This is a genomic window from Pantoea sp. X-Soil-TKNS-1280 (genome assembly GCF_059730475.1).
In genome coordinates this window covers 1,117,976-1,133,974 of record NZ_AP035962.1, presented here as the reverse complement: position 1 = coordinate 1,133,974, position 15,999 = coordinate 1,117,976, and the positions used below count along the sequence as shown (strand labels likewise).

At 54.0% G+C, this 15,999-nt stretch carries 21 protein-coding genes and 1 other RNA gene; 12 read left to right on the top strand and 10 right to left on the bottom strand.

Annotated features, from left to right (window positions below; translation table 11 throughout):
* Both apt and AC6I8X_RS05190 read right to left on the bottom strand, forming a co-directional pair.
* A complete protein-coding gene (gene apt, locus AC6I8X_RS05195; protein WP_299456824.1) occupies positions 1–552 on the bottom strand; it encodes an adenine phosphoribosyltransferase in 552 nt (183 codons plus the stop codon).
* A 146-nt stretch (positions 553–698) separates the two neighbouring features.
* Positions 699–1,085, bottom strand: coding sequence for a DUF454 family protein (locus tag AC6I8X_RS05190; protein WP_313688457.1), 387 nt, complete (start codon positions 1,083–1,085; stop codon positions 699–701).
* 57 nt (positions 1,086–1,142) lie between these two features.
* Between AC6I8X_RS05190 and priC the strand changes: the two genes are divergently transcribed.
* Genes priC through rsmS form a run of 3 tightly spaced genes read left to right on the top strand, consistent with a single transcriptional unit; the run spans position 1,143 to position 2,125 of the window.
* Positions 1,143–1,655, top strand: coding sequence for a primosomal replication protein PriC (gene priC / locus AC6I8X_RS05185; RefSeq protein ID WP_497840667.1), 513 nt, complete (start codon positions 1,143–1,145; stop codon positions 1,653–1,655).
* 51 nt (positions 1,656–1,706) lie between these two features.
* Positions 1,707–1,952, top strand: a complete 246-nt coding sequence (locus AC6I8X_RS05180) for a GlsB/YeaQ/YmgE family stress response membrane protein (RefSeq protein ID WP_299456830.1) — start codon at positions 1,707–1,709, stop codon at positions 1,950–1,952.
* Positions 1,953–1,960: 8 nt separating this feature from the next.
* Positions 1,961–2,125, top strand: coding sequence for a pleiotropic regulatory protein RsmS (gene rsmS, locus AC6I8X_RS05175; RefSeq protein WP_313688462.1), 165 nt, complete (start codon positions 1,961–1,963; stop codon positions 2,123–2,125).
* Here rsmS and acrR read toward each other — a convergent pair.
* On the bottom strand, positions 2,122–2,760 hold the full coding sequence (acrR, locus tag AC6I8X_RS05170) for a multidrug efflux transporter transcriptional repressor AcrR (RefSeq protein ID WP_313688464.1): 639 nt from the start codon (positions 2,758–2,760) through the stop codon (positions 2,122–2,124). The genes rsmS and acrR overlap by 4 nt on opposite strands.
* Positions 2,761–2,902: 142 nt before the next feature.
* Between acrR and AC6I8X_RS05165 the strand changes: the two genes are divergently transcribed.
* From AC6I8X_RS05165 to ykgO, 4 genes are all read left to right on the top strand, one after another.
* Entirely contained in the window at positions 2,903–4,099 is a 1,197-nt protein-coding gene (locus AC6I8X_RS05165; RefSeq protein WP_497840666.1) for an efflux RND transporter periplasmic adaptor subunit, read from the top strand.
* A gap of 17 nt (positions 4,100–4,116) precedes the next feature.
* Positions 4,117–7,260 carry an efflux RND transporter permease subunit gene (locus tag AC6I8X_RS05160; protein ID WP_313688468.1) on the top strand — a complete coding sequence of 1,048 codons (3,144 nt, stop codon included), beginning with the start codon at positions 4,117–4,119 and terminating at the stop codon, positions 7,258–7,260.
* Positions 7,261–7,454: 194 nt separating this feature from the next.
* Positions 7,455–7,715, top strand: coding sequence for a type B 50S ribosomal protein L31 (locus AC6I8X_RS05155; RefSeq protein WP_084873200.1), 261 nt, complete (start codon positions 7,455–7,457; stop codon positions 7,713–7,715).
* Between the two features lie 11 nt (positions 7,716–7,726).
* Complete coding sequence (ykgO, locus tag AC6I8X_RS05150) at positions 7,727–7,867, top strand: type B 50S ribosomal protein L36 (RefSeq protein WP_008103894.1); 141 nt, start codon at positions 7,727–7,729, stop codon at positions 7,865–7,867.
* A gap of 44 nt (positions 7,868–7,911) precedes the next feature.
* Here the strand turns inward: ykgO and AC6I8X_RS05145 are convergent, their stop codons facing one another.
* From AC6I8X_RS05145 to AC6I8X_RS05135, 3 genes are read right to left on the bottom strand one after another with little or no spacing between them, the layout of a single operon-like run.
* Positions 7,912–8,790 (bottom strand): metal ABC transporter substrate-binding protein, encoded by an 879-nt coding sequence (locus AC6I8X_RS05145; protein ID WP_299456846.1) that lies wholly within the window; start codon positions 8,788–8,790, stop codon positions 7,912–7,914.
* A 22-nt stretch (positions 8,791–8,812) separates the two neighbouring features.
* Positions 8,813–9,652 (bottom strand): metal ABC transporter permease, encoded by an 840-nt coding sequence (locus AC6I8X_RS05140; protein WP_084873195.1) that lies wholly within the window; start codon positions 9,650–9,652, stop codon positions 8,813–8,815.
* Positions 9,649–10,305, bottom strand: coding sequence for a metal ABC transporter ATP-binding protein (locus AC6I8X_RS05135; protein WP_332666673.1), 657 nt, complete (start codon positions 10,303–10,305; stop codon positions 9,649–9,651). The genes AC6I8X_RS05140 and AC6I8X_RS05135 overlap by 4 nt, the downstream gene beginning before the upstream one ends.
* A 351-nt stretch (positions 10,306–10,656) precedes the next feature.
* Between AC6I8X_RS05135 and AC6I8X_RS05130 the strand changes: the two genes are divergently transcribed.
* The 3 genes from AC6I8X_RS05130 (at position 10,657) to hha (ending at position 11,777) form a co-directional block, all read left to right on the top strand.
* On the top strand, positions 10,657–11,010 hold the full coding sequence (locus tag AC6I8X_RS05130; protein WP_299456853.1) for a hypothetical protein: 354 nt from the start codon (positions 10,657–10,659) through the stop codon (positions 11,008–11,010).
* Between the two features lie 146 nt (positions 11,011–11,156).
* Positions 11,157–11,534, top strand: coding sequence for an Hha toxicity modulator TomB (gene tomB / locus AC6I8X_RS05125; RefSeq protein WP_021185827.1), 378 nt, complete (start codon positions 11,157–11,159; stop codon positions 11,532–11,534).
* A gap of 24 nt (positions 11,535–11,558) precedes the next feature.
* Positions 11,559–11,777, top strand: coding sequence for a hemolysin expression-modulating protein Hha (gene hha, locus AC6I8X_RS05120; RefSeq protein WP_013508151.1), 219 nt, complete (start codon positions 11,559–11,561; stop codon positions 11,775–11,777).
* 135 nt (positions 11,778–11,912) lie between these two features.
* Here the strand turns inward: hha and ffs are convergent.
* Positions 11,913–12,009: signal recognition particle sRNA small type (gene ffs / locus AC6I8X_RS05115), an RNA gene on the bottom strand.
* A 178-nt stretch (positions 12,010–12,187) separates the two neighbouring features.
* On the opposite strand from ffs, the gene AC6I8X_RS05110 reads away from it, so the two are divergent.
* Positions 12,188–12,502, top strand: coding sequence for an MGMT family protein (locus AC6I8X_RS05110; RefSeq protein WP_299456858.1), 315 nt, complete (start codon positions 12,188–12,190; stop codon positions 12,500–12,502).
* A 34-nt stretch (positions 12,503–12,536) separates the two neighbouring features.
* Here the strand turns inward: AC6I8X_RS05110 and AC6I8X_RS05105 are convergent, their stop codons facing one another.
* Positions 12,537–13,094, bottom strand: a complete 558-nt coding sequence (locus AC6I8X_RS05105; RefSeq protein ID WP_299456861.1) for a YbaY family lipoprotein — start codon at positions 13,092–13,094, stop codon at positions 12,537–12,539.
* 205 nt (positions 13,095–13,299) lie between these two features.
* Here AC6I8X_RS05105 and tesB point away from each other — a divergent pair, with 205 nt between their 5' ends.
* Positions 13,300–14,163 carry an acyl-CoA thioesterase II gene (gene tesB / locus AC6I8X_RS05100; RefSeq protein WP_299456863.1) on the top strand — a complete coding sequence of 288 codons (864 nt, stop codon included), beginning with the start codon at positions 13,300–13,302 and terminating at the stop codon, positions 14,161–14,163.
* 70 nt (positions 14,164–14,233) lie between these two features.
* Here tesB and amtB read toward each other — a convergent pair whose 3' ends face one another.
* Together amtB and glnK are read right to left on the bottom strand one after the other, a co-directional pair.
* Positions 14,234–15,523, bottom strand: a complete 1,290-nt coding sequence (gene amtB / locus AC6I8X_RS05095; protein WP_299456865.1) for an ammonium transporter AmtB — start codon at positions 15,521–15,523, stop codon at positions 14,234–14,236.
* Between the two features lie 31 nt (positions 15,524–15,554).
* Positions 15,555–15,893, bottom strand: a complete 339-nt coding sequence (gene glnK / locus AC6I8X_RS05090) for a P-II family nitrogen regulator (protein ID WP_007886947.1) — start codon at positions 15,891–15,893, stop codon at positions 15,555–15,557.
* Between the last annotated feature and the right edge of the window lie 106 nt (positions 15,894–15,999).

Below are 15,999 nucleotides of genomic sequence, written 5' to 3'. Positions count from 1 at the left end.
TCAGTGGCCGGGGAAATTGACCAGGCTGAAACAGTCGAGGCCCATCGCTTGCAGACGCGCTTCGCCACTCAGGTCAAACAGGTTAATAATGAAGGCAGCGTCTTTGACTTCACCGCCCGCACGGCGAATCAGTTTCACGGTGGCTTCGATAGTGCCGCCGGTTGCCAGCAGATCATCCACCACCAGCACCACGTCACCCGGCTGGATAGCATCCTGATGCAGCTCCAGCGTATCGGTGCCGTACTCCAGTTCATAGCTTTCGCTGTAAGTGGCACGCGGCAGTTTGCCCGGCTTACGTACCGGGACAAAACCCACACCCAAACCCAGTGCGACTGGCGCACCAAACAGGAAACCACGCGCTTCCGTCCCCACCACCTTGGTGATGCCTTTGTCACGATAACGCTCAACCAGGATGGCGATCGACGCGGCATACGCCTGCGGATCTTCCATCAAACTGGTGACGTCACGGAACAGAATGCCCGGCTTAGGGTAGTCAGGAATGCTTTTGATGCTGTTTTTGATGAGTTCAAGCTGCTGGGCAGTTGCGGTCATAGTGTTACGCCTGATGAAATCTCTATTTCGCGCAGCTCCCATAGCGCCATTACCCAGGGACCGGGTTAAGCGAAGTCAGTTCACAGAGGGAAGCCACGCACGAAGAGGCCCAAATCTAAGCAAATGGCCGCCTAAATGCAACCCTGTCAATCCGTTTCGCGTTCGTCTGTACTTTCTGCCACCACCGGAATGCGCCACATAAACAGCAGCAAAATGCACAACATCCCCCCCAGCATGATACGTACCCACAGCAGGTGAACCAGCCAGATAGACACGGCAAAGGTAAGAATAATCAGCAACATGGCCCGTCCTTTTGCACCGGGTGGCATGGCACGATGCTGCTGCCAGTGCCGCAGGTAACGGCCAAAAGGTGAGCGCCACAGCAGCCAGTGATGAAAGCGCGGTGACGAACGGGCAAAACACCAGGCCGCCAGCAACACGAATGGCGTTGTTGGTAATAAAGGTAATACAATCCCCAGCGTACCCAGCACGATTGCCAGCCAGCCAAGCGTCAGTAATAAAATGCGTTGCATGCCCGATGCCTGATAAAATCAATACCGCGCTACGTTAACACAGTCGGGAAAAGAGTGATGCCCCTACCGCAACCCCAGCAACGCCTGCGATCCACCCTCGATCTGCTGCGTCAGCAAATTGCTCAGCAGCCGGATGGCCGCTGCCGTCAGCCACGCTTTGACGCCCAGTTATTTCACTGCAAGGGAACGCGACTGGCCGATTATTTACGGGAGCTGGAACACAATATCGTGCAGCTCACCGCCATGGATACCGATGTGGCACGTCGCCAGTGGCTGGCCGATAAGGTGTTGGATCAGATTGCCGCCCTGCAACGCGAGTGCCAGAGCCAGCAGCTGCGCGTGGCGCGCGAACGTCCGCGGGGTGATAGCAGACAGCAAAAACGCGAAGAGTATCGCGGCTATGAAACCCGTTTGCTGGCAATGATTGCCGAACGCGAGCAGCATCTGCAACGCGCCGAGACGCTGAGCATCCAACAGCAGTTGATTCGCGAAGTGGAGCAGCTAAAAGTTCGCCTCGGCCGCTGCCGTCAGGCGATACACAAGCTGGAACTGCAATTTTCCGCACGGTAAGCCCATCGCTCTTTCTTCTATACTCTTCTCTTCTGACAGAAGGAGCTACGCATGGCCTTTATCACCTGGATTCTGACAGGTATTGCTGTCGGCTGGATAAAACGGGTGATTTTTCCCGGACGGCCCGGCGGATTTTTCGTTACGCTGGTACTGACGGTGATCGGTGCGCTGATCGGCGGTTATATCGCAAGTTATTTTAACGCCGGTGATATGGTGACCCTGAGCCTGGCCACGGCGGGCATGGCGCTGGCGGGTGCCTTGCTGATGTTGCTGGTGGTGGCAAAATTACGTATTTAGGAGCAAAGATGTCCCTGGAAACTGCATCAGACGAGATCAAACTGGCGGTGGATTTAATTCAGCTGCTGGAAGAGAACCGTATCCCAACCGCCACGGTGCTGGCGGCGCTGGTGATTGTCCAGCGCGATTATGAACAGAAAAGCGCGGCAGAGAACGACGCGAATAACGTTTAACGCGGCCCCGCCAGCGTGGGGCTAAAGCGCAGCATATCAAGCAATGCATCCACCAGACACGGCGCTTCTGCCGCCAGATCAAAGCTTTCCGGGTTGAATAACCAGCTTTCCATCAGGCCATTAATATTGGCGCGCATAATCAACGCCGCCTGCCGGGTATTGAGGCTGGCGGGTAACTGGCCCGCATCAATGCATAAACGCAGTACATCTTCTATTCTGTCGTAACATTCCAACAATAAGCTTTGCTGCATCTTCTGCAGGGTCGCCATTTCGCCCACAAATTCACATTTATGAAAAATGATCTCCATCAATGCGCGTCTTTGTGGATCCTTTGCAGTAGCGTCAAGGATATAGATCAACATCGAACGCACAACAGAGAGTGGATCGCCGGGGTATTTTGTTTGATACTCAAGTTCCACATCGTCAAGCCCAGCGTCACACTGTAGCCAGATTTCATGTAACAGATCGGCTTTATTCTTGAAATGCCAGTAGATGGCTCCCCGCGTGACGCCGGCAGCCGTTGCGATATCCGTCAGTGAAGTAGCAGCAACACCGTGTTCAGAGAAGTGTGCTAACGCGGCATCGAGAATTTGATTACGTGTTTCAAGCGCTTGCGCTTTGGTTTTTCGTGCCATAGAGGACTTTTTTTACAAACTGGCAAGTTTACATACATTTGTGAATGTATGTACCATAGCACGACCCGTGTTTTAACGCAGCAATGGGTTTATCGGTTTGTGATCCATTGATCATTTGATATCGGACATTCGAGGTTTATTTATGAATAAAAACAGAGGATTAGCCCCTCTGGCGGCCGTCCTGATGCTTTCAGGCAGCTTTGTGTTAACAGGATGTGATGATAATAAATCCCAACAAGCCGCCCAGCAGCAGCCCCCAGAAGTGGGTGTTGTGACGTTAAAAAACGAGCCACTGACCATCTCTACAGAACTACCAGGTCGTACCTCGGCTTTCCGGGTAGCGGAAGTTCGTCCTCAGGTCTCGGGAATCATTCTGAAGCGTAATTTTGTCGAAGGCAGTGACGTGAAGGCCGGGGTTTCCCTGTACCAGATCGATCCGGCAACGTATCAGGCCACCTACGATAACGCCAAAGGCGCGCTGGCTGAGGCCCAGGCCAATGCCCGTATCGCCGATTTGACGGTAAAACGTTATAAACCGCTGCTGGGGACGAAGTATATCAGCCAGCAGGATTATGACACCGCCGTTGCTACCGCCGCACAGAATGCCGCCGCCGTTCAGGCCGCACAGGCAAATGTGGAAAGCGCGCGTATTAACCTCGCCTATACCAAAGTGACCTCGCCTATCAGCGGTCGTATTGGTAAATCTTCCGTGACGGAAGGGGCATTGGTGTCCAATGCGCAAACCACCGCACTTGCCACCGTGCAGCAGCTCGATCCGATGTATGTCGATGTGACCCAATCCAGTGAAGACTTCCTGCGTTTGCGCGCAGAGCTGGAATCCGGTCAGCTGAAGCAGAACGATGGCAAAGCCAATGTCGTCCTGCTGATGCAAAACGGCAGCACCTACGCGCAGAACGGGACATTAGAGTTCTCTGATGTGACGGTTGATGAAACCACTGGCTCCATTACCCTGCGTGCCGTCTTCCCGAACCCGGATAATCGCCTGCTGCCAGGTATGTTTGTTCGTGCACGTCTGGATGAAGGGACTAACCCGTCAGCACTGCTGGTGCCGCAACAGGCGGTAACGCGTACACCAACCGGTCAGGCCACAGCCATGGTGGTCGGTGCCGACAATAAAGTTGAAATGCGTAACCTGACAGCCAGCCAGGCCATTGGCGATAAGTGGCTGGTCACTGAAGGGCTGAAAGCGGGCGATCGCGTGATCACCGTCGGCCTGCAACGTGCAAAACCGGGTGCGCAGGTAACACCACAAGAAGTGTCAGACGATACCAAAGCAGCACCCGAATCTCAGGCGCAGTCTCAGAAATCGTCTTCATAAACAGGAGCCGTTAATACATGGCTAAGTTTTTTATCGATCGCCCCATTTTTGCGTGGGTAATCGCCATCATCATCATGCTGGCGGGTGCGCTATCGATTATCAGCCTGCCGATCGAGCAATATCCTAATGTTGCTCCACCAGCGGTTGAAATCCAGGCTACCTACCCGGGTGCAGATGCGAAAACGCTGCAGGATTCGGTGACCCAGGTCATCGAACAAAATATGAACGGTATCGACGGGCTGATGTATATGTCCTCGAACAGTGACTCGTCCGGTACCCTCACCCTGACCATTACTTTCCAGTCCGGTACGGATGCGGATATCGCCCAGGTTCAGGTGCAGAACAAATTGCAGCTGGCAATGCCGCTGCTGCCGCAGGAAGTACAGCAACAGGGGATTCAGGTTAAAAAATCCTCCAGCAGCTTCCTGATGGTGGCCGGTTTCGTCAGTGACGACCCGAACATGACGCAGAACGATATCTCGGACTACGTTGCCTCGAATATCAAAGACCCGATCAGCCGTACCCCGGGTGTAGGTGATACTCAGGTGTTCGGTGCGCAGTATGCAATGCGTATCTGGCTGGACCCACACAAACTCAATAACTTCCAGCTGACGCCAGTGGATGTGATCAGCGCGCTTGGCACGCAGAACACCCAGGTTGCAGCCGGTCAGTTAGGTGGTACGCCACCGGTTCCGGGCCAGCAGTTGAACGCCTCGATCATTGCTCAGACCCGTCTGACCTCGACCGAAGAGTTTGGCAATATCCTGCTGAAAGTGAACACCGATGGTTCTCAGGTACGCCTGCGTGACGTCGCGAAGATTGAGTTGGGTGGTGAAAACTACGACATCATCGCCCGTTATAACGGCAAACCAGCCTCCGGTATCGGTATCAAGCTGGCAACTGGTGCCAATGCTCTGGATACCGCCGATGCGGTAAAAAGTGAGCTGGCAAAACTGCAACCTTTCTTCCCGTCGGGCATGAAAGTGGTGTATCCGTATGACACCACACCGTTCGTTAAAATCTCCATCTTCGAAGTGGTGAAAACCCTGTTCGAAGCGATCGTGCTGGTGTTCCTGGTTATGTATCTGTTCCTGCAGAACTTCCGTGCCACACTGATCCCAACCATTGCTGTTCCGGTGGTACTGCTGGGGACCTTTGCGATCATTGCCGCCTGCGGTTACTCGATAAACACGCTCACCATGTTCGGGATGGTGCTCGCCATCGGCCTGTTGGTGGATGACGCCATCGTGGTGGTCGAAAACGTTGAGCGTGTGATGGCGGAAGAAGGTCTGCCGCCGAAGGAAGCCACCAAACGCTCAATGGAGCAAATTCAGGGCGCGCTGGTCGGTATCGCGCTGGTGCTCTCGGCGGTATTTATTCCGATGGCCTTCTTCGGCGGGTCCACCGGGGTTATCTATCGTCAATTCTCGATCACCATCGTTTCAGCCATGGCGTTGTCGGTGCTGGTGGCGTTGATTCTGACGCCTGCACTGTGTTCCACCATGCTGAAACCGGTGGAGAAAGGCAGCCACGGCAAAACCACCGGCTTCTTCGGCTGGTTTAACCGTCTGTTTGATAAGAGCACCCATCACTACGTTGATAGCGTCGGCCATATCGTACGCAGCACCGGCCGTTATCTGGTGCTTTACCTGCTTATCGTGATCGGCATGGCCTACCTGTTCCTGCGCTTACCCACCTCGTTCCTGCCGGAAGAGGACCAGGGTCTGCTGCTGGCTCAGGCGCAATTGCCTGCCGGTGCGACGCAGGAACGTACCCAGAAAGTGCTGGATCAGGTATCGGATTACTTCCTGACCAAAGAGAAAGACAGCGTGAACTCGGTGTTTACCGTTAACGGCTTCGGCTTTGCCGGACGTGGACAGAACACCGGTATCGCCTTCGTCAGCCTCAAGCCGTGGGACGAACGTGGCAGCTCCGACATGAAAGTGCCGGCTATTGCAGCCCGTGCCATGCGCGCGCTGGGTGCGATCAAAGATGCGATGGTTATTCCGTTTAACCTGCCAGCGATTATCGAACTGGGTAACGCCACCGGCTTTGACTTCCAGCTGATTGACCAGGGTAACCTGGGCCACGAGAAGCTGACCGAGGCGCGTAACCAGTTGTTTGGCATGGTGGCTCAGCACCCGGATACCCTGGTGGGTGTGCGTCCAAACGGTATGGAAGATACGCCGCAGTACAAACTGATTATCGATCAGGAAAAAGCCTCGGCGCTGGGTGTGTCGCTGTCTGACATCAACACCACGTTGGGTGCCGCCTGGGGTGGTTCTTACGTCAACGACTTCATCGACCGTGGTCGTGTGAAGAAGGTGTACGTGATGGGCCAGGCCAATGCCCGTATGCTGCCGGATGACGTCAGCAAATGGTATGTGCGCAACAGCGCCGGTGAGATGGTGTCGTTCGGAGCCTTCTCCAGTGCGAAGTGGCAATATGGTTCGCCGCGTCTGGAGCGTTACAACGGTCTGCCATCGATGGAAATCCTCGGCCAGGCAGCACCAGGCAAAAGTTCGGGTGATGCGATGGACCTGATGGAGCAGCTGGCGTCGAAACTGCCTGCCGGTATTGGCTACGACTGGACGGGTATGTCCTACCAGGAACGTCTGTCCGGCAACCAGGCTCCGGCACTGTACGCTATCTCGCTGATCGTGGTGTTCCTGTGTCTGGCAGCCTTGTATGAGAGCTGGTCGATTCCGTTCTCCGTTATGCTGGTGGTGCCACTCGGCGTCGTCGGTGCCCTGCTGTTCACCACCGTGCGCGGCCTGAGCAACGACGTCTACTTCGTGGTAGGCCTGCTGACCACCATAGGTCTGTCGGCGAAGAACGCCATCCTGATCGTTGAGTTCGCCAAAGATCTGATGGAGAAAGAAGGTAAAGGGTTGGTGGAATCAACACTGGAGGCATCCCGTATGCGTCTGCGTCCAATTCTGATGACCTCACTGGCCTTCATCCTTGGCGTACTGCCGCTGGCAATCAGTACCGGTGCCGGTTCGGGTGCACAGAACGCAGTAGGTACTGGCGTAATGGGCGGGATGGTTACCGCTACTGCGCTGGCAATCTTCTTCGTACCGGTGTTCTTCGTCGTGGTACGCCGTCGTTTCAGCAAGAATAAGAGCGAGCTGGAACAGGGCCATCCGGTCAACCACTAAGATAGACTCTTCCTTAAAAGGCCGCTGATGCGGCCTTTTTTTCTTTCCTCATAGACCGTAACGGCGCTATTTATCGCGCATCTTCACTGCACAAAAACAAAACCGCGCGATAAATCGCGCCGCTACGCGTTGCATTGTTACGCGCTCAGGTTCATACTATTGTTATATTATAACATTGCATAAGGCGAAAAATCATGAAACCTGATATCCATCCACATTACCGTCCGGTGGTGTTCCACGACACCACGGCGAACGAATATTTCAAAGTAGGTTCCACCATCAAAACCGAACGCACCATCGAGTTCGAAGGTGAAGTGCTGCCCTACGTCACGCTTGATGTCTCTTCGAAATCGCATGTGTATTACACCGGTAAGCAGAAAGACTTTGCCAAAGAAGGCAGCGCTGCACGCTTCAACCAGCGTTTTGGCCGTTTCCTGGGCCGCAGTAAGGCATAACGGAGAATATCATGCAGGTATTGAGTTCATTGCGGTCAGCGAAGACCCGTCACAAAGATTGCAAAGTCGTGCGTCGTAAAGGTCGCATCTATGTGATCTGCAAAACCAATCCGCGCTTTAAAGCGGTACAGGGAAGGAAGAAAAAACGTTAGGATGTGTCGTGATAATTGGCCGGGTTAATCCCCGGCCTTTTTTATTACTTCATACTTTTCAGCATGACATTGACGTTATGTTTGAACGCCGCTTCATAGCTGGCAGCCGGACCATTGGCTTCCGACAGGGCTTCCGGATACAGCTCGCCCCCCGGTTTCGCGCCAGTCGCGCTGGCAATCTGTTTCACCAGACGTGGGTCAGTCTGGTTCTCCATAAAGTAAGTCGTGATGTGCTCAGACTTGAGCTGTTTGATGATCGATGCCACATCACTCGCGCTGGCTTCCGCTTCAGTGGAGAAGCCCACCGGTGCCAGGAAGGACACGCCATAGCGCTGACCAAAATAACCAAATGCATCATGGCTGGTCAGCACCTTACGTTTGCTCTGCGGCACGGCAGCAAACGACGTTTTCGCCCAGCTATCCAGTTTTTGTAATTGCTGGATATAGTTCTCACCCTGCTTGCGAATCGCTGCGGCATCTTCCGGATCCGCCTTGATCAAAGCATTCATGACGTTGGTGGCATAAATCACGCCGTTTGCCATGCTGTTCCACGCATGCGGATCGGTGATGGTTTTACCATCATCCACCATTTCACGCGTATTGATGCCCTGTGAAGCCACCACCAGCGAGCCTTTATAGCCCGATGCGCTGACCAGACGATCCATCCAGCCTTCCAGGCCCAGACCGCTGACAAACACCACATCCGCCTGCGCCAGTGCCTGGCTGTCCTGTGGCGTCGGTTCGAAGGTGTGTGGGTCACCATTCGGCCCCACCAGCGATTTCACGTTGACGTGATCGCCACCAACCTGTTTAACGATGTCCGCCAGCACGGTAAAACTCGCCACCGCATCCACTGTTTTCGCCAGCGCCAGCGGGCTGATCAACATGGCACCCAACGCCAGGCTAATCGGTAACTTCTTCATACATATCCCCTTATTGGTTTCGTTATCGGCGGCGCAGTAAACCGCCACATGGTCCTGTCAAAATAGAAAGCAGAAAGAGTCCGGCGGCACTTAGCACCACTGCGGGTCCGGCTGGCAGCGAGTAGTGCCACGATAAAATCAGGCCGATCAGCGCGGCAATGACTGCCAGCAACATGGCAATCGCCAGCATGCAGGCGAGATGACGGCTCCAGAAACGGGCGCTGGCGGCAGGCAGCATCATTAATCCCACGGACATCAGTGTGCCCAGCACCTGGAATCCCGCCACCAGGTTGAGTACCACCAGGGTGAGAAAAATGCCGTGTACCAGCGGCGCACTCCATTTGCCCTGCGCGCGCAGGAAATCGGGGTCAAAAGCATCGATGACTAATGGGCGATAGATAAGGGCCAGCATCAGCAGGGTGAATGCGGCGATACCCCCCACCAGCATGATGGCGGCGTTATCCACCGCCAGCAGCGATCCAAACAGCACATGCAGCAGATCGACACTGGAACCGCGCAGGGAAACCAGGGTGACACCAAGCGCCAGAGAGCCAAGATAGAAACCGGCAAAGCTGGCGTCTTCTTTCAACGGGGTATAGCGACTGACCGCGCCGGAGAGCAACGCCACCGCCAGACCGGCGATCAAACCGCCGATTCCCATCGCCACCAGCGATAGCCCGGAAATGAGATAACCGATAGCCGCACCTGGCAGCACTGCGTGAGAAAGCGCGTCACCGATCAGGCTCATACGGCGCAGCGACAGGAAAACGCCCAGCGGCGTGGCACTGAGCGCCAGCGCAACACAGGCCACCAGCGCGCGGCGCATAAAGCCGAACTCAATAAAAGGTTGCAGCAGGGTCACGATGCCACCCTCCGCAGCAACGGCGCATGGGCGGATTCGGGTTCATCCAGCGACAGCACATCCTGAAAATAACGAGCCACCAGCGGGCGATCGTGCAGCACCACCAGTAACGTGGTGCCAGCCTGCTGCTGCTGTTCGAGGATTGACATCAGCAAGGTCACCGTCTGGCTGTCGATACCATTAAAAGGTTCATCCAGTAGCCACAGCTTGCTACGTTGCAGCATCAGACGCGCAAACAGTACCCGCTGTAACTGGCCGCCGGACAAGGTGGCAGGCTGGGCATCGGCAAAATCTCGCATCTGTACCGCATCCAGCGCCGCATCAATTTCTTTGCGTAAAGCACGGTTAATCGCACCGAACCAACCACAGCGCGGCCAGCATCCCATCGCCACCAGCTCATAAGCGGTGATTGGAAAACGCGTCTCCAGCTCGGTGCGTTGTGGCAGCCAGCCGAGTTCTTTACGGGAAACAGCAAGATCGCAACGTCCCGCAATTGGGGTCAGCAAACCGGCGATAGTTTTCAGTAAGGTGGATTTGCCGCTGCCGTTTGCGCCAATCAGCGCCGTCATACTCCCTGCGGGCAACTCGCCATTAATTGTCGGCGTAACGGTTTGTCCCTGATAACCAGCCTGCAGATGGTGAAACTGCATCATTTCTGCATACCCCAGACAATCGCCATCCCCAGCAGCGCCACCAGCAACAGGGCGACCAGCAGGCGTCCGCCCAGAGACAGAAGTAATCCACTATGATTCATACGACACAACCAAAATGTTATAACATAACAAACACACTATCAGATTATGCCCCAGGCTGCCGCGCAGGAAAGTGTTTCAAAAGTTAACCAGCACCGCCGATCAAAGGGGTTACGGTGCGGTTTGCATCCTTTTCTTCCTCAACAGGTACTGGAATCCATCACAACAATAGCTATTTCTGCTTAAGGCGTGCTTGCAATATCCGCATGAAACCCCAATGATATAAACATCCTCTTTTTTACCGGATTAACGATGCAGGCCATTATTCATTGTGATATTGCTGAAGGTGAGGATGACTGCACTAAGTTGCAGGCAATAATTCAGGGGAATATTCTCAAAATAGCGGAAGCACTTGCGGGTGATTTGCAATGGTATTCACAAAATGCGCGATTAGTTCCCGAGAGTTTTCGCATTATATCCATTACGCCCGGTCCTAATAATCGATTTAAAATGCTTTACGATTTCATGTGGAATTTATTTAGTCCCTGTCAGGATTTAAATGAAACCTTTACACGCCAGGAAGATGTTCTGTTTCATATCGTCCCCGGTGCGCTGGTGTTTGAAGTGATCGACAATACACGCCCTTCTCCTGCCGATGAATTGTAATATTTGGTAATGGAGGTGAGCAAAACTAATGATTGTGGATTATATTTAAGGAGTCGCTGAATTCATTTTATTCGTGATCGCTTCCAGGTAGCTTTTCCTAATCTCGCCGCGCTGCGGTAACTGTGCTAGCTATGGAGGGGAAAAAGATGGACGAATACTCACCGAAACGGCATGATATTGCCCAGCTTAAATTCCTGTGTGAGAACCTGTTTGACGAAAGTATGGCAACATTAACTGACAGTCATCATGGCTGGGTTAATGATCCAACTTCGGAAAGCAATTTACAGCTCAACGATTTGATTGAGCATATCGCGTCTTTCACGATGAATTACAAAATTAAGCATGTTGAAGATGAAGCACTGATAACGCAAATCGATGAATATCTTGACGATACCTTTATGTTGTTTAGCAGCTACGGAATCAATACTCAGGATCTTCAACGTTGGCAACGTTCAGCCCGACGCCTATTTAACCTGTTTGCCGAAGAGTGCGCTTTTCTACAGCAACCCAGCCATTCCTTTTAGCATCAGAGTGAGAACGACTTATTTATGAGCAACCAAGCCTTAACCAAAACCGATTATTTGATGCGACTGCGCCGCTGTCGCTCAATCGACACCCTTGAGCGGGTGATTGAGAAAAACAAGTATGAATTGTCCGATGACGAGTTAGCGGTATTCTATTCTGCTGCCGATCACCGCCTTGCAGAGCTGACGATGAATAAGCTCTACGATAAAGTGCCCGGTTCTGTCTGGAAGTTTGTCCGCTAAGTTTTCCCCTTCTCATCTACGGCCTGCCATAGCAACCGAATTTCAGGGATTGACCATGCCACTGGCAAAGGAGTGCCAGCATTACGCTATTGGGTTGAATTATGGGGGTTTTTCGGAAGGCTGAAATGGTGGAGGCCCTGCCAGCTACATCCCGGCACACGCGTCGCCTGCTGCGGCTGCTTCCTTCCGGACCTGACCGAGTTCACAAGTTAGCATTGCGGGAGAACCAACAGGGCCCCCATTGACAAGCCCTCATTACGAGAGCGCTGGCATTATCAGGTAAGCCCCCGGCAATTGCAAGCAAACCCCGGATGACCGTTGGTTTCTTGAACAGCCAAGCCACCGGATGCTGCTTCATTCACCACACTCATGCTAAAGTCTGGCCTTTACAATGACTCAGGGTTGCCTCGATGAGCGAGCACGATAGCTTTCCACAGCGCGTATGGCAGATTATCGCCGCCATCCCGCCGGGGAAAGTGATGACATATGGCGATGTCGCCCGCTTAGCAGGTTCGCCGCGTGCGGCACGCCAGGTGGGCGGCGTATTGAAACGTTTGCCGCCTGGTAGCCAGCTCCCCTGGCATCGCGTTCTTAACCGTCATGGTCGTATTTCGCTCCAGGGTGATGATTTGTTTCGTCAGCGTGACGCGCTGGAAGCCGAAGGCATTGAAGTCAGTGACGCCGGGGAAATCGAACTGGCGCGTTATCGCTGGGATCAGGATTGAATGAGCGGCTTTATCCTTAAAGCCGCTTTCAATGTTACATACTGGTTGGCGCAGGTACCGAAGAAGACGGCGTGATCTGCGTCGGTGAGGTCGATGGTACCGTCGTCGCGGCTCCCGGCTGCGTCGGCATCGCCATATTGGTGGTCGGTACCAACAGCAGTTCCGCCTTCGTGCCCCCCTGATTAATCACAGGTTTCACGGTATCGGTGATAAACGCCAGTCTGCCATCAATGGCAATCGCCGCGCTTAACAGAATACGGGCGTTCGGCTGGATGTCAGCCGGATTGAACGGCAGCACAAACTGGAACGGTGCCTGTTTGCCCTCGGTGCGTACCACATGCTGCGCCAGCACTCGGGATGGCGCATCGGATATCGAAGCATCCGACAGCGTTACCGTCAGGACTGCATCGGGTGGCAGTGCAATGCGCTGGCGAATATAAATGGTCCCACTCACATTCGGCTGCGCAATGGTTGATTGCTGCCCTGCGACGCTTGCACCTAAGGTCGGTGTTGCTACCGGCTTGCTGTGGTCCGCGCACCCTGCGACCGCCACGGCCAGCGTCATACCACTAATGATTTGCCAGAGTTTCATCGATGTCGTCTCCTTATGAACACTATGATTATCGGTGGTAAAAATAATGTGCAACTTTTCAACCGCCGAATGCCATTAATTCTGGCACAAAAATCCACGTTGCGCCTGAGACTGGTCTTAGATCGCTGAAACCACGGCAAAAAGATTGACGACAACTGGTCGGATCTTTCACACTTGCCCGACCGGTATCACTGAGGAATCCGTTATGAGCCAGGCCCTGCACAACCTGCTTAATTTGTTGAATCTGGAAAAACTGGAAGAGGGATTATTTCGCGGCCAAAGCGAAGACCTCGGCCTGCGACAGGTGTTTGGTGGCCAGGTGGTTGGTCAGGCCCTGTATGCGGCGAAACAGACAGTGCCGGAAGCACGTATCATCCATTCGTTTCACAGCTACTTCCTGCGCCCAGGCGATAGCCAGAAAGCCATCATCTATGATGTCGAAACCCTGCGTGATGGTAAAAGCTTTAGCGCGCGCCGCGTCAGTGCGGTGCAAAACGGGCAACCTATCTTCTATATGACGGCTTCATTTCAGGCTCCGGAAAGCGGTTTTGAGCATCAAAATGTCATGCCGCAGGTGCCGCCGCCGGATAATCTGCCATCGGAACAGGATCTGGCACATAAGCTGGCAGCACATCTGCCTGGCAAGCTGCGGGAAAAATTTCTTGCCGAACGGCCACTGGATATCCGCCCGGTACAAATCCACAACCCGCTAAAAGGGCGCGTCGATGAGCCGGTACGTCAGGTATGGGTTCGCGCCAACGGGCAGTTGCCGCAGGATCGCCGGATTCATCAATACCTGCTCGGCTATGCATCAGACCTTAATTTCCTGCCTGTCGCCCTTCAGCCGCACGGCAAAGGTTTTCTCGAACCCGATATGCAGGTAGCGACTATCGACCACTCGATGTGGTTCCACCGCCCGTTTGATCTGTCGGAATGGCTGCTGTATAGCGTTGTCAGCACCTCGGCTTCGGGTGCGCGTGGTTTTGTGCGCGGTGAGTTCTTTACTCAGGATGGCCGGCTCGTGGCAACCACGGTGCAGGAAGGGGTAATGCGCCAGCGCGACGCATAAAAAAAGGGGCGATTTCTCGCCCCTTCTGCTTTTTATTGTTTTAGCGCACTGCTCTTCTTCAGCCTGGCTCTTACTGGTTGTAAGCGTTTTCGCCGTGGCTGTTAACATCCAGACCTTCACGTTCCTGATCTTCCGGAACACGCAGGCCAACAATCATATCGGCCAGTTTGAAGCCAATGAAGGCAACCACACCGGACCAGACGATGGTGGTACCCACGCTGAACAGCTGAATCCAGACCTGATGACCCATAGTCACGCCTTCGGCATAACCCACGCCACCCAGTGAAGAGGAAGCGAACACACCCGTCAGGATACAACCTACGATGCCACACACGCCGTGCACACCGAACACGTCACACGGGTCATCAACACGCAGCCATTTCTTCAGGGTAGTGACACCCCACAGGCCAGCGAGACCACCCACCAGACCGATAATCAGCGCACCACCAACACCAACATAACCACACGCCGGGGTGATAGCAACCAGACCCGCGATGAAGCCTGAAGAGGCACCCAGCAGAGAAGGCTTACCACGCAGCGCCCACTCACCGAAGGTCCATGACAGTACCGCACCCGCAGTCGCAATCACGGTGTTCAGGAACGCCAGGGCAGCGATTTCGTTCGCAGCAGAGGCAGAACCGGCGTTGAAACCGAACCAGCCCACATACAGGATCGCAGTTCCGGTGAAGACCATCGGCAGGTTGTGCGGTTTGAATGCTTCTTTACCGAAGCCAGCACGTTTGCCCACCAGGTAAGCACCCACCAGACCAGCCACCGCGGCGTTGATATGCACCACAGTACCGCCTGCGAAGTCCAGCGCGCCATCGGTCGCCAGCAAGCCGCCAGCCCAGACCATGTGTGCAATCGGCAGATAGGCCAGAGTCAGCCATACCGCAACGAAAATCAGCACCGCAGAGAAACGAATACGTTCAGCGATAGAACCGACAATCAGGCCCACGGTGATACAGGCGAAGGAAGCCTGGAACGCAACATGGATGTACTGATAGAAGGTCCCCATCAGTGCTTTCAGCTCGATGTTTTTCAGCATCGCCCACTGGAAGCTACCGAAGAAGGCGTTACCTTCGCTGAAGGCCAGCGAGTAACCGTAAATCATCCACAACACGCAGACCAGGGAGAAGGTTACCGCTACCTGAGTCAGCATCGACAACACGTTTTTACCGCGAATCAAACCGCCGTAAAACAGGGCAATACCAGGAATTGACATGAACAGCACCAGCGCGGTGCAGATCATCATAAACGCGTTATCGGCTTTATCCGCAACGGCAGGTGCTGCCGCCATGGCCAGAGACGGTAACAGCGCCAGGCTGGTCAGGCCCAACTTCGTCATCATTTTATTCATTTCTTTCCATCCCATCACAATCAAGGCCCAGTTACAGTGCTGCTTCGTCGGTCTCGCCAGTACGAATACGGATAACGCGCTGCAGTTCCGCGACGAAAATTTTACCGTCGCCAATTTTGCCGGTGTAAGCGGCTTTACTGATGACATCGACCACTTCATCCAGCTGATCATCAGCAATGGCGATATCAATTTTTACTTTTGGCAGGAAGTTCACGCTGTACTCGGCACCGCGATAAAGCTCTGCGTGACCTTTCTGGCGACCGAAACCCTTCACTTCGGTAACTGTCAGTCCCTGAATGCCAATAGAGGATAAGGCTTCACGCACGTCCTCCAGCTTAAATGGTTTGATTACCACGGTAACCAGCTTCATACGATCCCCTCCAGGTATTTAATGAGTAAGTCTTACCGGACACGCAGGGATATAAGCAAAGGGTGTGCCATAAATAAAAAAACCGCAGAGTCAGCGCATTAGCCGC